Raw genomic sequence first — 14,508 nt, forward strand, 5'->3', positions numbered from 1 at the left:
GTATACCTCTTAAAATGAATGATAATATTCTCAAGATAGGAGGAATCTACACTATCTCCCTTTGGGAAAGTCAATGACTATTTATATCATTTTCTTTTGTCATCAATACGTTTGTCGTTGTACATTAAACCTAGATTGATTTTTATTCGGTAAGTTGACCTTTATCATTTAAATTTATCCGTATAAATTAATCACAAAATTGTTATTATTTGCATTTATCAGACATGTGGTTTAGTTAGGACAAGCGAGCACAATGGATACTCAAGAAATTATTACGCAAGTTAAAGAGAAAATAGCAGGCGGCGAAGCAAAATCAGCAGTATTTGAACAGTTTCGCGACAAAGGAATGAGAGAAAATCGAGTCGCCTTTTTGATCGCTGGCACACCGACTCCCGAACAGCTTAAGAACAATCGAACACTTAAACTTATCTTGGTCGTATTATTGGTATTGTTAGCTATTCCACTGGCTTATCTGGCCCATTATTTTATCGAACATGTCGAGTATCAACGGGGCCCATTGGTGTGGTTCTTTACCGCAAGTATTGGGATCCTCTGTCCTTTAGTCTGTGCTTTTGGGGTCTATCGTAATCGTTTAGCGGCTTACACAAACGTACTGATGTTTGGTATTTTTTATATCCTATTTCCGTTAATGGTGATGCATAAAAACGGTCATTCACTCTCGTTTCCAGCCTTCGCTCTTCTAAGTGCGGCTATCGTGCTGCTTGCCTATTGCGCTTATGTTCGCAACCGGATGTTCCCAGCGATATCATTGATTGGCTCGGTCAGGAAAGACCATCAAAGCCAATATAAATTCGATTAACTAAATCGATGAAAGTAGCCAATTGAGAGTTGAGATAAGTCTTTGCTACTTTCATCTTTTTAATTTGATTAATAAACAAGCTTTTTTATAAAAATAATTCTCATTCGCGCAATATTATTCTCATCAAACACTTAAATCTCCTCAATTTCACTAATAAATGAAACTTTTCTAACGCTTTATGGACTAATATTACAGGTCTTGCAAATATTGCTACTAACCAATATCTAACCATAATTAAGTTTTATATAGCTACGAAACAGCATGAAAATACTCTTAATAGAAGATTCTGAACTACTGCGACGCAGTTTAGTCGTCGGCTTAGGTAATCTAGGTTTCACGGTGGATGATACTGACAATGGTGCAACAGGCTTTAATATGGCCCGGCATAACCACTACGATATTATTATTCTAGATTTAATGTTACCGAGCATGGATGGCATGAGTATTCTGGAAAAATTACGCAAAGAAAACGTGATGACGCGAGTCCTTATTTTATCGGCAAAAAATGAAACCAAGGACCGCGTGAATGGCCTGCTAAAAGGAGCTGATGATTATTTAAGCAAGCCGTTTGCCTTTGATGAACTACACGCGCGTATTTTAACCATCATGCGTCGAGGGCAAGTTGAAAAAGCCAACGATAATCTTTGTATCGGAAACTTTACACTTAATTTAACGGATAGAACATTTCATTATAAAGACCAGTTGATTACTTTAACCCCTAATGAATATAAAATTTTAGAGTGCCTATTTACGCACCCTAATCGGGTTGTATCTTTAGAAAAAATAAGTAATTCTGTTGTCGGAAATTTTGACTTTTTATCGCGCAACTCCATTGAAGTTCATATGAGCTCGATTCGCAGAAAAGTTCGTGCCCTCAACCTAACGCTTCCGGTTAAGACCAAAAGAGGTTTTGGCTATATTGCCCAAAGTTAACTAAATGACAGCCAATATAATAAGAAAAATAATTAGCTTTAATCGCTCATCAACCTCTATTGAAAGAAATTTAATTAACTCCATTTCGCTGATTTTTGGGATTATTCTGCTGATTGTCTTTATTTGTGTCGATCGAGGGCTAGATATCTGGGTACAGAACCAATTTGATCAAGGGATGATTGACCAGGCTAACTATCTTAAATCTCAGATTAAAACGAACGATCAAAAACCGGTCATTACTTTTGATAAGCATTTCATGCCTGAGTTTAAAGATATCCACCATCCTCATTTTTTTCAGCTCTGGCAAAATAATAAAACGCTGATGCGCTCTAAAACACTGGAGAATTATCCAAAGATCAACCTGATTAGACCACGACTAGCGATTGGTAAAGATAAAGTCGTTCAAGTCATTATGCCTAATTCAGAGCAAGGCCGAGCCTCTATTTCATATTTCATTCCGCTAGATGCAAAACATAAAACAGCGCCTTTTTATCTCACTATTTATCGCTCCGCTAAGGCACTAGATCATCTGTTGTGGTTAGTCGATGTGCTCCTGATTAGCAGTTTTATTCTCGCTATGGGAACCATGCGATTTATCACCAAAAAATTAATTGTTAAGGGATTAAAACCGCTTGAGAAAATAAATAAAGAACTGATTAATTATCGTAAGCTTAAAGAAACCTTGATAAGCGAAGTCTATTTTCCGACCCCTAGCAAACCGGTCAAAGAGATAGACCCTATTCGTCATGAACTCAATGAATTCATTCATAAAAATAATCAGCTCGTTGATAATGAGAAGCGAATCACCGCAGATATTGCTCATGAGCTCAAAACCCCGATCGCGGAAATGATAACGCTTAGCGAAGTCCATATCAGCTATCCTGATGATCAACGTATCAGCCAAACTTATCCGCAAGATATGCTAAATATTGCGCAGCGGATGAAGGTTATTGTTGAAAATTTACTGCTATTGCAAAAAGCCTCTTCATCTTCATTTAAAACCACGATTAAAGAAATCAATCTAGTTGAATTGACAGATAAAATTAAAGATTCCCTACGGTTTAAATATCCTCATTTAAAAGAGCGCTTGTTACACAAAGAACAGCCATTTAACTGTATTCAAGCAGATGAATTTAGCTTAAATGTCATCATTAAGAACCTAATTGACAATGCCCTTTTTTATAGCTCTCAAGATAGCCTTGTCACTCTATCATGGCGTACCGATAACAGAGGCAAACGGTTTGTGATCTCTAATCAAACTGATAAACAGGTTTCACAAGAGCAGCTCAAAAATCTAACCAAGCCGCTCTATCAGATTGATTCATCACGTACGAACATAGACCATTATGGATTGGGGCTTTCGATTGTAAAAAAACTATGTGAGAAGAATAACTATCAGCTGGATTTTTCCCAAAATGATGAGAATATATTTTCAGTTTCTGTTTTAATTTCAAATGGTTAATGCAATATTATCCACCGACAATATCGCATTACCTTCATTGTTATTTCAAAAACTCATCAACGGCTGCATACGCTTTTGGTCCATATACGATAGACGGGCCGCCCCCCATTAATACCGCAACATCAATAGTTTCAATTAATTCAGCTCGAGTCGCGCCAGCGTCAATGGCAGCAACGACATGTGCGCCAATGCAGCCTTCACAACGCACTGCAATGGCAATTCCCAAAGCAATCAGCTCTTTGTTTTTCGTTGACACAGCACCATCTTTAAGCACCGTTTGGCGAAGTTCTCTAAATGCTCCCATAACTTCTGGGCTTTGTTCAGCATAAGCGGCAGTGCGTTTTTTATTCTCTATATTAAAATCACGAAAAGATTGAGTCATAACTATTCCCTCTAGGTAGATGGATTGTTTTACGACACACTAAAGATAAATAGATCTTTGTACAACCTAAATTTATATGATGTTAATACCCCATATCAGCTTTGCGCTATCAGAAAACCTTACCTTTATTGGGAGAGTTAACATCTTTACCAACAACTGAGCAATGACAGCGCAATGATCTTTCATTAAACAAAAACAGCACCACAGATATTTTGAAATAAAATTTTGAATCCATATTCAAATCACTAATTACTTATGTTCTAATGATAACAATTATCACAATGAAAACCATTATCATTTTCAATGTAAGATTATGAAAACAAAAGCGAAGTTCGTTCTCAGACTATCTATACTAACGCTATCTATAGCCTCCGCATACGCCATCGCTGCTGATTCGGATACGTTAAAAGACAACGCCACTAACTCAACGACGCCCCCAAAAGACAGCTCAACCAACCAATCAACATCTCAACAAAACAAACTTGATTCGATGACAATCGTCGGAAGCTATACCGCCAGTAAAGATGTCACCAGTGCAACTGGGCTCAATCTCACTGACCGAGAAATTCCCCAAGCCACCACAGTTATTACCCAGCAACGTATCCAAGACCAAGATCTCACCAATATCAAAGATATCGTAGACAACACTATTGGACTGTCGAATATCCCTGCCGATACGGAGCGTAATACGTTTATTTCTCGCGGTTTCCAGGTTAGCAACTATCAGATTGATGGTTCGATTCAACCTTTGGGAGGCTTAGGTGGTTCACTGGGACAAACATTAGTGGATTTATCCACCTATGAGAGCGTTGAAGTCGTACGCGGAGCAACAGGCTTAACAACTGGCTCTGGTAACCCAGCAGCTTCAATCAACTTCGTGCGCAAACATGCCGATAGCAAGACGTTCAAAGGTTATGTCAATATGCAAACAGGTAGTTGGGATAAACGAGAGTTTTCAACTGACCTTTCTAGTGGTCTTAACCACGATGGCTCAATCCGCGGACGAATTGTCGCAAAATATAATAAAAACAATTATTTTATTGACCGTTACAGCAAAGAAACTTCTGTTTTCTATGCGGTGATCGATGCTGATATTACCCAAGATACATTGCTGCGCATCGGCGCAGGGGTGCAAAATAACAATGCGCCAGGGGCGACTTGGGGATATTTACCATCCTATTCATCCGATGGCACTTTTACCAAATGGGACAAATCCAAATCGGCAGCGGCAAACTGGTCTTACTATGACACCGACTCAAACTACTACTTTGTGAATGTAGAGCATTACTTTAATAACGGCTGGAAACTGAAAGTTGACTATAACCACTCGCAATATAAACAGCACAGTCAGTTGCTCTATTTAGGAACTTACATTGACGATCTATACAATTACACACTAAAAAGTCACAGTAAAAACACGGCAAATACTTTAGATGTGCAATTAAATGGCGACTATGCGTTATTTGGCCGTAACCATGAATTTGTTACAGGGGCACTCTATAGTAAACAAAATCTTAAACAGTACTATGGCTATGGCACTAATTACCAAGAGGCCTTCCCAGACGATCTCTCATCTTTTGATGGTGACCTTGACACAGATTTCGAAACACCAACCTTAAATGCTGACTACGATACCAAAGAATTAGGCTTTTTCGCTGCAACTCGGTTCAATATTCGTGATGATTTAAAGTGGATAGCCGGCGCCCGTATATCTAACTGGAAACGAGAAGGATTTAACACCTCCTATTACAGCACCACGGGCAAAATCACCCCGTATACGGGCTTATTGTATGACATTACCCCGAATCATCGTGCTTACATCAGTTATGCCGAAATCTTTAGCCCTCAAGATAAATATGATGCGAACGATGAGCTAATCGCGCCACTGGAAGGCAAAACCTATGAAGTTGGTTTAAAAAGTACCTATTTAAATGACAATCTGCATACTTCAATTGCATTTTTTAAAACCGACCAAGATCACTATGCCGTAGGTACTGGCGTCTACGCAGACAGTGGCAACTACATTTATGAAGAAAAAAATATGACCAGCAAAGGATTTGAGCTGGAAGCTACCGGACGCATTACCCGAGGTTGGAATATGAGCGCTGGATATTCACAATATCGAGCGAAAGACTCTTCAGGAGACGACGTTAATACAACCTATCCGAAGAAACAGTTTAAACTCTTCACAACTTATAATTTCGTTTCGAGATTACCGCAGCTCACAGTCGGTGGCGGAGTCAATTGGCAAGGCAAAATCTATTCAGATGACAGCAATGGCTACCGAACAGAGCAGTCAAGTTATGCCATATTTAACCTGATGGCACGCTATGACCTTACGCCCAAAGCACAAATTCAGTTAAATGTTCATAACCTATTTGATAAAACTTATTTCAGTACAGTCAGTGCAGATAGCTACGGTTATGGTGAACCATTAAACTTTACCGTTGGTTTGAACTATAAATTATAAAGTATTTTTAATAAAATAATCAGTTAATGGTTGCTTAACGAATGTCCCCTTTTTGATAAAGGGGGCATTCACTTAATCGGCATTCATTTTTGCGGTTATATTTCATACGAAAAAACCAAATAAATCTTTTAAAATCAACTTTAAATAAACTGATTAAATAATGAAAAATACACTTCAACTCATCTTTGGTGGGTTAACCACTGAATTTCTTGTGCGACAATATATATTTTCCCTAATTATTGGTGGATTTTATCTAAATATATTTTTGCAAGGTACTCATGCCCCAGCATCTATTTTTATAATCACTCTGATTATAAACACGCTACTCTATCCTTATGCACGATTTGCCTATAAAAGTTCTGTTAAATTTCTATTAGGTGATAGTACCTATATTGTTAACATCATTGCACTACTGGTCTTCAAACTGATGACCGTTTTCCTATGTTGGATATTTGCTATATTTGCAGCCCCTATAGGATTAGCGTTTAACTACTATCAGAACCGAAAGCTTATGATGCGAAAACTATAATATGCTCAAAAATCGAGTATCTATTATTCATACTCCCACAATAATTATTTGAGTCATACAGATAATTAAGCAAAAAATCATCAAATTTGTTTAATCTAAATGCGTCTATATTTTAATCAATTGGCAATATTAGTGGTAATCACGTATTGCCAACAAGTTAATCAATAGGGTAAATTTCTATCAATTGCATGGATGCATCAATACTTACGGAGCAAGTTAATACTACACTCCGTGCGGTAGCCGTGGTAAATCAGCCTAAATAGTTTTCAATCTATAATTATTGAATAATACAAATAATAGATTTTAATGCTAACGTTATAAAATTTATAAACAAATATAATTAAAAAATAAATTTTTCAACTTATTCATCTATTAGCGTCATTTATATCATCAGAATTGAATACGCATTTTATCTAAATACATAGCAAATAAGTGAATACCACTTAAGCATAAATAACAAAGGAATAAAGATGCATTACCTGTTATCAGCTGATGGCAGAAAGGCAAATCTAACAATTCAATGTGCCAATCTTAAAGCGCTTATTCCTCTAAAAGTGGGTTTGCCAGAAACGATCACAAGTGAGTTTCCAATATTGGAGTTTTCAAGCTCGGGAAAATTCGTTTTACCCGATTATCTGCAATATGGGGTGTTAAACATTGTTAGCGAACCATTACTTAACATCATAAAATCATTACAAATTCCGCTACAAGTATTTGAGCTAAACTGGCAACACAATGGCAAATCACTAAAGCGTTATGTGGCACATTTTCTCGGTTCAAATGCAGCGCAAGATGAGCTGCAATCGCAACTAGTACGTGATGAAGATGGTTTTATCGATAGTATTGAAAAGCTGGTGCTAGACGAGCAACAACTAACTGATGTGCATTTAACCCAACTGGCGCAATGTTGGAACGCCGTTTATATCGTCAGTGACGCGTTTTGTCAGGCAGTTAAGCAAGCACAATTAACTGGCATGGTGTTTAAACTGCCGCAGGACTATCAAGAATATGGATATTAAACAGCTTATCGTTCGTAATGGTGCCGACATTGAGGTCAGCCACCAGCACAGTGATGAAGGATAACGCTCATGCACCAATATCGGCATTCTGCATCACCGTTTATATCGAAAATAACGCTAGATAATACTCTCGCCTTTAGCGCAGCCAACCTTAAGCAGTTGTTGCAACAGCTCGACCGAGGCATTGCTGTCTATGGTTTTACGCCAAATATTCACTTAGCGGTAAAGGCCAGCTATGCGCATTGGCCGAGCTTAGACAAATTAATCAGCGCCATGCTAACTGGTAAGTTGGCGTTAGTCTGCGCGGAGCATGTCCAACTAGCAGACACCCTCGCCCATTGGCACCAGATTAATCCAAATATTTGCATCCGCCACTTTTTACCATCGCAAGCGACTGACGCACACCAATGGCTTAGCGAGTAAACAGAGGCTAAGGAATCACGCTTAATGCACCCATTTGACCAACTCGTCTTTAAAGATTTTGACTGGAATGTTGACCTGTACCACCCATTGATGGCCGCTGAAGTCGCGCTTGTTGTTGATGCAGACGATGAGCAACCGCCCGCTTCGTGGCAACGGGCGGTCTATGATGAATTTATGCAGCATAGCGAGCGCTTAACCAGCGACGTCTTTCAAGCCATTTTTGATTACTACCAACATGTTGCACCGGAATATCGCCAGCAATATCAACACGGAGATTGGCAACAAGCATTACCAAAGATTAGTCAGGTTGAAGAAATTAAACCGCTGCTCACCCCCACAGCCATCGTGGTGCCAGATCTGTTTCCTGACAAGTGCGAAATCGGCCTGCTGTTTGAGTGCAGTTGGGAGCCAGAGCACGGGCTAGCGGTCAAAATTCAACACAATCAAGTCGTCGAAGTTGGCTTTCAGGATATCTGTATTTAGACTGCGCAATGAACCACAACACAGACAGATCATTATGAGTAACGCTCACAGTAACGACATCAGCATCGGCCCAGAGCATTGGATTAGCGTTGAAAAAACCACCATAAGCGGAGAACTCATCGAGTTAGATCCGCTCATGGATGCACTACTGCCGATGTGGCAAGCATTAGAAACAGAATGCGTCGCCGCCTGCTGTGGCATTGATGCGTTTGGTTTATGGCCAGAAGATGTACTGGAACATACTGCACATCTGCCAAAAGCTGAATTACATAGCCAACTTAGCGCACTCATCAACAATATAGAGCAACAGCCTGACGCCAACTATTACAGCCGCATACTCAATAACTGTTTTAACCGCGCGACGCTGTTGCAACTGCTACAGCATCTCCAAGCGCTTTATCAACAGCAAGTCTAACGGCGCAAAATAAGCAATGATGATGAAAACACAACTACCTACCGCATGGCCAACATTTAAATATCATCCTGATCCTATCAGCTCAGGCGTCATCATCCGCGTTAACGGCACATGCCCTTGCTGTCAGCAACAACGTGGATGGGGCTATGTTGGGCCGTTTTTCTGTATAAATGAGGTAGAAAACATCTGCCCATGGTGCATTGCCGATGGCCGAGCAGCAGCGCAATTTGACCTGGAGTTTATCGATGCTGATAGCATGGAACAACTCGGTGATGATGCCAAAGACAGCGAACTGATACAGCGAACACCCAACTATTTTTATCTGGCGATGAATGACAGTTGGCCGCACCACTGTGGCGATTATTGCAAAATCACGCCAACAAGTGCGGCGCAAATTAACGCTCACAAGCAGCAACTGGCAATTGATATCCATCGCATCTGCCAAGAGAACGACCTGACTGAAGACGAGTTCAACGCCTTAATTGCTCAAGATGATGCGCCGTTCGCAGTGCAACTGTTTCAATGTTGTCATTGTGATGAAGTTCGCTTGGCTGGAGGCTTTGAGTAATGAGTATCAAACCAGAGGCCACAGTTGCATATTGGCGCAATCCAAACTTAATAAAGAGTGACAGCAATACTACTTATTATTTTTGTGACGACTTCAGCAATCACACAAAACCTGATGCGAGTCTAAATCCTTGTAAAAAACAGGGGTAATTTCATGACAAAATCAATTGAGCTCACAACTGAGCAATATGCCGCCCAATGCGTCGATGACATTGAAGACATCATTATATTGCATGCGCTGTCACCCACTGAACTACTGGCATTGGACAGCGATTTATTTCCTATTAATTTTGAAGTGTGGGATGAAACTAACCGCGTATTAGGACTGATTGATTCCCAAAACTACAAACCTTTAATGCCAGATGATTTGGCACAACGAATTGGCCTCTTCCTACGCTCACTGCTGCAAATTCCTGCGGAACAATGGTGTTATGAACAGTTTTCACAGCATCCACAATGGCAGGCATCAAGAACAACGGCCCGTCAGTTTATTAACGAATTGGGGCTTCAAGGCCGACGTTACGGGCAATAACCTAGCAAATAAAACACAAGTTGTAAGGTAACGGATAAATAATGAGTATCAAACAAACCGTACAGTGCTGGGCCGGATATTTTGCCAACCGCCAAGCCTATCAAGATCTGATTGAGGAAAACCCGCTGCTGTGGGCATTAGATGACATCGATGACAGCCAACCGCTGAATGCTTTTGTCGCCTCACAAGGAGAAACGTGGTTGGATGACGATTGGTTCTATGCGGGATTTAGTGATAACTCGACACCACTGGCACAGCGCTTTAGCGCATTTCTCGGCACTGATGATATCGCCCAGCATACTGCGGCACTGATTGAGTCAGCCGCCAAGCAGCACGGACTCACACACATCAACGCCCTTATTCTGGTCGCGATAGATCCCAAAGACAACGACCGCCAAATCGACTCGCCGCAATCAGTCATCACCGATGATTTTAGCTTGTGTTATCTGGGAGAATTTAATATCAGTGGCAATTGCTGACACAGAAAAAGAAGGAAAGACCATGTTATTAGCTCTGGCAATTGGTGATGCTTATGGCGCTGGCTTTGAATTTGCCGAGCGCAGCAAAATCGAGCAACACAACCATCTCACCCACTATGAGCAGCACGGTTTAGGTATTCAACCAGGCTGCTATACCGACGATACTCAGATGTCACTGGCGATTAGCGAGCTACTCATCGAGCAACGGCCATGGACGCCGCTAAACATCGCCAATAAATTTGTGAGCTGCTACAAGCGTGATCGCCGCTTAGGTTATTCCAGCGGTTTTCAGCACTTTTTAGATAATATTGATGATGGCGGTGAATTACTGGAAAAGATTAATCCCCACAGCGACCGCAACGGCGCGGCTATGCGCGCGGCCCCCATTGGCATTATTGCTGACATTGCGCAGCTGATGCAGTTTGCCAAAATGCAGGCACAAATCACCCACGATACACCGCAAGGCATTGAATCGGCACAAGCCATCGCCCTCGCCGCTCACTTTTTTATTTATGAGCTTGGCGATAAATCCGAGCTAACCGCCTTTGTCAGTGAGCATACTGCCATGATGTGGGATGACACTTGGCAAGCAGAAGTGCCATGCAGCGCGTGGGAAACCGTTAACGCGGTGCTGACGTTACTTTGTCACTGCGACAGTGCCGAGCAAATATTGTTGCAAGGAGTTAACTTCGGCGGCGATGTGGATACCGTCACCGCAGTTGCGCTAGCGATTGCCTCACAAAGTACGCAATACCAGCAAACACTACCCGAATTTTTAACCCGCAATTTAGAACGCGGCGCCTATGGGCACGATTATCTGCGGCAAATCGGAGAGCAGTTAATGGCGCTCAAGCAAACCGCTATAGATGAATGCTGAATGTAGCTTCGGACCATTAATACCAGATGATTTGGCACAACGAGTTGGAGCTTCAAGGCCGAAGTTCCGGGCAATCACATAATAGCGAAAACAGGATGTAATAGGTATGCAACATATTCAATTTTATGCCACTCAAGTTGCCGGGATTACCAATATCTTTAGCGAAGATTTTTGCGTTTTTAACCTCTGCTTTGATGAGTCCGATAACGAGACAGGCCAGAGCTGGCAGTTTCAACGCGCGCTTGGAGAGGATGGAACACTCGCAAGCTTGGGCGAAGAAGATGAAGGCATTTGCGTGGTGCAAGAACCACAACTGCAGACCTTTTATGAAGGTATCACCTCACTGGAGATTAGCCGTAGCCAATTACGTTGTCGATTTGATAGCGCAACTGCAGAGCAAATTGGGATTCAATCACTGCATATTCGTTACCAATTAGAAGACGCACAGTGGCAAGAACTAGTGCAAATCGCAAAGCATGTAATAGTGCAATGTAACTATGCCAACATCATCGAATAAAAAGCGAAAAAGAGATGATAAACATGAGGTTTAAATATATTCATCAAATGGCACTAGCTGATTTAGCCATTACTGAGCACTGTCAATGCTGTGGTGAATATAAGCCAATCTATCGCTTAGGGCGTGAAGTACTTATAAACGACCAATGGCAACAGGTAGACGAGCTTTGTGTCGATTGCCTGCAACACGCCACTATCAAAGCGGATAGCTGGCTGAATATTGAAGCAGTTCAGCGCATGCTTAACCAGTATTATCCCAAAGGTAGCATCGATAAAGCGCAGAAAAAGGCGCGCGCGACCGCAATATTAGATGAGCTATTACATACGCCAACCATCGTACTTGAACTGAGTGACTGGCCACATTGCTGCGCAGATTACGCGCCATTTTCAGGCAAAGTCGGCCGCAGCTATCAGGGCGATATCCAGCAACTGATGCCATGGCCAGCGCAAGATGCAGATACCGAACACCCGCAAATCTTGGCCAGCCTGATCGCTGGTGAAGACCCCGTACTGACCTTTAGCTGCCCACACTGTGGCAAACGCTATTGGCTGTGCCAACCAAGTTAACAGGCTGCCGAATGAATCACCCACTAACCGAAGCAGAACAACAGCTGGTACATCAAGGCGATATCAAAAATGCCACGCTAAAGCTGCGTGACCGCCTCGGTATCTCGCTTAAACAAGCCAGCGATGCCATCAAGCATTACCGCATTGAAGTTAAGCTACTCATTCCACCAACGATCGTCGGTATGGATAATACGCCGTTGAACTTTCGTGCTTTGGTCTGCTTTCATAGTACGCTGACAGCTGCCGAGCTAGCCCTTAAGCTCGGTACGCTATTGGGCTGTCAGTTGATCTTCAATAGCAGTGGCCGCTTTGAGGAGTTCATCACCTATGAAGGGCAAGTATTAGGGCTTGTGCTGACATTACAACTGAATGACGCCGCCACGCAGCAGTATTTACTGGAGATCGCACCGCGCGCTAAGGCTGATACAGAATCGCAAACATGGGTAGATTTAAGTCAGCATTTAGCCACGCTGCTCACGCAGATTGAGTCGATTAACGCGATCAGCTGCCCCGAAAATGAGTGGTACTAAATGACAAAGGCGCAAATTTTGGATAATACCAACCGAATCAGCTTACCACTGCGTTTACTTTGGCAACGCTTTGGTGACGAACAGTTTGACGAAGCCGCTGACGCCATTATTGAGCGACTCAATATCATTCGGCCAGATAAGTCTATTGCCGTAGCATTTGATTTTGATACAAGCCACAGCAATCCGTGGTTTCATACCATGGTGGTAACCATCACAGGCGCAACAACTGTTGAGCTTGCACAGTTAGCCACATGGCTACACCAGCAAACATTATTGGAGCCGTAACCATGGCCTACGATCTTCATACAGGCATTAGCCGCCGTCAGCAGCAATATCGTTTATCGTTAACCGAAGAGTTACATGATGAACTTTTCAGCATGATTCGCTCACGTACTCTGTCGCTGCCAGTGACGATGAAGCTAGCCGACTATTACCAAGATAAACGCCTTGCACGAGAGCTTCACCAACGCTGGCATACAGAGCTCAATTTTTTGCTATCCCAGCCACTGTCAACGGCGTTGGACCAAACGCTGCGCCAGATGATTGCGGTATTACAGCAAGCAATGAATGAGAAATTATCGATTTATTGGTTCGCCGATTAAGGATAATGATGATAACGCTTAATCAACAGCTGCCGCACTATCTGACACAGATGAGCCATCAAGATGCCGCACAACGTGAGTTGGCAGCTGCTTATCTCAGTGACATTTTGGAATATGAAACGGTCGATCTCACCACCCAGCAGCAGATTATCGACCAGCTCAGCAAGCAATTAGCCAGTGAAGACAATCTCTCGGTGATGGAAGCGCTACTGAACGCACTGAGCTTTTGCTGTTATCGCTCTCTGACATTGCCTTTGGCGTTAGTGCGTAGCCGTTATCACCAGTTTGATGCCAATTGCCGCGCACAAGCCGACATCATTTTAGCTGAAGGCGCAGGCGACAATCACCAACACTAAGCAAACGCCAACCACACAAGGAATGGCAATGGTTATTACACTCAACACAATTGAAGATGTCGAACGCTTACCCTCTGTGCTAGATATTGAAGAGGTGAGCCGTTTGTTGCTTGAGTTAATACCGCTGCTGCAACATTCATCGCTATCGCCAGCGCAAGGGGCCGATATGATTGACGAGCTGTTGTTTGCTCAGGCCTACAACGAAACTGGCATCACGATTGAGGCCAGTCATGCAGTGTTAGCTTGGCTTCAAACAGTCTATGACCCAACGGATGAAGCATTTATCGATGCCTGTGCTAGTAATCTCGCCAACTTAACTTGCCCAGCGGCAGAGGCATTTATTCAGCAGCGCTTAGCAAGCAGTGACAACGCTTTTGAATGCCAACAATTAAAAGAAGCGTTAGCAGAAATTAAAGTTCGCTGAAAATGATAGCGGCTCATCACGACTCGACAGTAAATGAACCAGCAGGCATGCCCTTTAACCAATTGCCCCAGCTAAAGCGATTAAGTGCTGAAGCATTAAACGCTATGTTTATGATTTGGAGA

20 protein-coding genes are annotated in these 14,508 nt (G+C 42.2%); 19 read left to right on the top strand and 1 reads right to left on the bottom strand.

Translation table 11 applies throughout. The annotated features are described in order from the left end of the window. Window positions 1-253 precede the first annotated feature (253 nt). The 3 genes from ABTQ23_RS03000 (at window position 254) to ABTQ23_RS03010 (ending at window position 3,215) form a co-directional block, all read left to right on the top strand. Entirely contained in the window at window positions 254-820 is a 567-nt protein-coding gene (locus ABTQ23_RS03000) for a hypothetical protein (protein ID WP_408614155.1), read from the top strand. A gap of 261 nt (window positions 821-1,081) precedes the next feature. Beyond that, window positions 1,082-1,753: a response regulator transcription factor gene (locus tag ABTQ23_RS03005; RefSeq protein ID WP_408614156.1), complete on the top strand. Its 672-nt coding sequence runs from the start codon at window positions 1,082-1,084 to the stop codon at window positions 1,751-1,753. A gap of 4 nt (window positions 1,754-1,757) precedes the next feature. Further along, window positions 1,758-3,215 (top strand): sensor histidine kinase, encoded by a 1,458-nt coding sequence (locus ABTQ23_RS03010; protein WP_408614157.1) that lies wholly within the window; start codon window positions 1,758-1,760, stop codon window positions 3,213-3,215. Between the two features lie 40 nt (window positions 3,216-3,255). Here the strand turns inward: ABTQ23_RS03010 and ABTQ23_RS03015 are convergent, their stop codons facing one another. Continuing rightward, entirely contained in the window at window positions 3,256-3,597 is a 342-nt protein-coding gene (locus tag ABTQ23_RS03015; protein WP_408614158.1) for a carboxymuconolactone decarboxylase family protein, read from the bottom strand. 313 nt (window positions 3,598-3,910) lie between these two features. Between ABTQ23_RS03015 and ABTQ23_RS03020 the strand changes: the two genes are divergently transcribed. From ABTQ23_RS03020 to ABTQ23_RS03095, 16 genes are all read left to right on the top strand, one after another. Beyond that, window positions 3,911-6,067, top strand: coding sequence for a TonB-dependent siderophore receptor (locus tag ABTQ23_RS03020; protein WP_408614159.1), 2,157 nt, complete (start codon window positions 3,911-3,913; stop codon window positions 6,065-6,067). Window positions 6,068-7,066: 999 nt separating this feature from the next. Next, window positions 7,067-7,615 (top strand): imm11 family protein, encoded by a 549-nt coding sequence (locus ABTQ23_RS03025; protein ID WP_408614160.1) that lies wholly within the window; start codon window positions 7,067-7,069, stop codon window positions 7,613-7,615. Window positions 7,616-7,684: 69 nt separating this feature from the next. Then, entirely contained in the window at window positions 7,685-8,038 is a 354-nt protein-coding gene (locus tag ABTQ23_RS03030) for a hypothetical protein (RefSeq protein ID WP_408614161.1), read from the top strand. 24 nt (window positions 8,039-8,062) lie between these two features. Then, a complete protein-coding gene (locus ABTQ23_RS03035; protein ID WP_408614162.1) occupies window positions 8,063-8,521 on the top strand; it encodes a DUF6985 domain-containing protein in 459 nt (152 codons plus the stop codon). Window positions 8,522-8,555: 34 nt separating this feature from the next. Beyond that, window positions 8,556-8,936 carry a DUF6331 family protein gene (locus ABTQ23_RS03040; protein ID WP_408614163.1) on the top strand — a complete coding sequence of 127 codons (381 nt, stop codon included), beginning with the start codon at window positions 8,556-8,558 and terminating at the stop codon, window positions 8,934-8,936. A gap of 16 nt (window positions 8,937-8,952) precedes the next feature. Further along, the gene (locus tag ABTQ23_RS03045; RefSeq protein WP_408614164.1) at window positions 8,953-9,504 is read left to right on the top strand and encodes a CbrC family protein; all 552 of its coding nucleotides are present in this window, start codon (window positions 8,953-8,955) and stop codon (window positions 9,502-9,504) included. 153 nt (window positions 9,505-9,657) lie between these two features. Continuing rightward, window positions 9,658-10,035: a hypothetical protein gene (locus tag ABTQ23_RS03050; RefSeq protein ID WP_408614165.1), complete on the top strand. Its 378-nt coding sequence runs from the start codon at window positions 9,658-9,660 to the stop codon at window positions 10,033-10,035. Between the two features lie 41 nt (window positions 10,036-10,076). Beyond that, window positions 10,077-10,514, top strand: coding sequence for a hypothetical protein (locus tag ABTQ23_RS03055; protein ID WP_408614166.1), 438 nt, complete (start codon window positions 10,077-10,079; stop codon window positions 10,512-10,514). Beyond that, window positions 10,501-11,391: an ADP-ribosylglycohydrolase family protein gene (locus ABTQ23_RS03060; RefSeq protein WP_408614167.1), complete on the top strand. Its 891-nt coding sequence runs from the start codon at window positions 10,501-10,503 to the stop codon at window positions 11,389-11,391. Before ABTQ23_RS03055 ends, ABTQ23_RS03060 begins: the two co-directional genes overlap by 14 nt. Before the next feature lie 106 nt (window positions 11,392-11,497). Then, complete coding sequence (locus ABTQ23_RS03065) at window positions 11,498-11,908, top strand: Imm10 family immunity protein (RefSeq protein ID WP_408614168.1); 411 nt, start codon at window positions 11,498-11,500, stop codon at window positions 11,906-11,908. A 23-nt stretch (window positions 11,909-11,931) separates the two neighbouring features. Next, window positions 11,932-12,474, top strand: a complete 543-nt coding sequence (locus ABTQ23_RS03070; RefSeq protein WP_408614169.1) for a CbrC family protein — start codon at window positions 11,932-11,934, stop codon at window positions 12,472-12,474. Between the two features lie 11 nt (window positions 12,475-12,485). Continuing rightward, window positions 12,486-13,004 (top strand): hypothetical protein, encoded by a 519-nt coding sequence (locus ABTQ23_RS03075; protein WP_408614170.1) that lies wholly within the window; start codon window positions 12,486-12,488, stop codon window positions 13,002-13,004. Beyond that, window positions 13,005-13,289, top strand: a complete 285-nt coding sequence (locus ABTQ23_RS03080) for a hypothetical protein (protein ID WP_408614171.1) — start codon at window positions 13,005-13,007, stop codon at window positions 13,287-13,289. A 2-nt stretch (window positions 13,290-13,291) separates the two neighbouring features. Continuing rightward, on the top strand, window positions 13,292-13,606 hold the full coding sequence (locus ABTQ23_RS03085) for a hypothetical protein (protein WP_408614172.1): 315 nt from the start codon (window positions 13,292-13,294) through the stop codon (window positions 13,604-13,606). Between the two features lie 5 nt (window positions 13,607-13,611). Then, window positions 13,612-13,962, top strand: coding sequence for a hypothetical protein (locus tag ABTQ23_RS03090; protein ID WP_408614173.1), 351 nt, complete (start codon window positions 13,612-13,614; stop codon window positions 13,960-13,962). Window positions 13,963-13,990: 28 nt separating this feature from the next. Continuing rightward, window positions 13,991-14,386, top strand: coding sequence for a hypothetical protein (locus tag ABTQ23_RS03095; protein ID WP_408614174.1), 396 nt, complete (start codon window positions 13,991-13,993; stop codon window positions 14,384-14,386). The last annotated feature ends 122 nt before the right edge of the window (window positions 14,387-14,508 follow it).

Source organism: Celerinatantimonas sediminis, from assembly GCF_046054195.1.
In the GTDB taxonomy this organism is placed as follows: Bacteria; Pseudomonadota; Gammaproteobacteria; order Enterobacterales; family Celerinatantimonadaceae; genus Celerinatantimonas.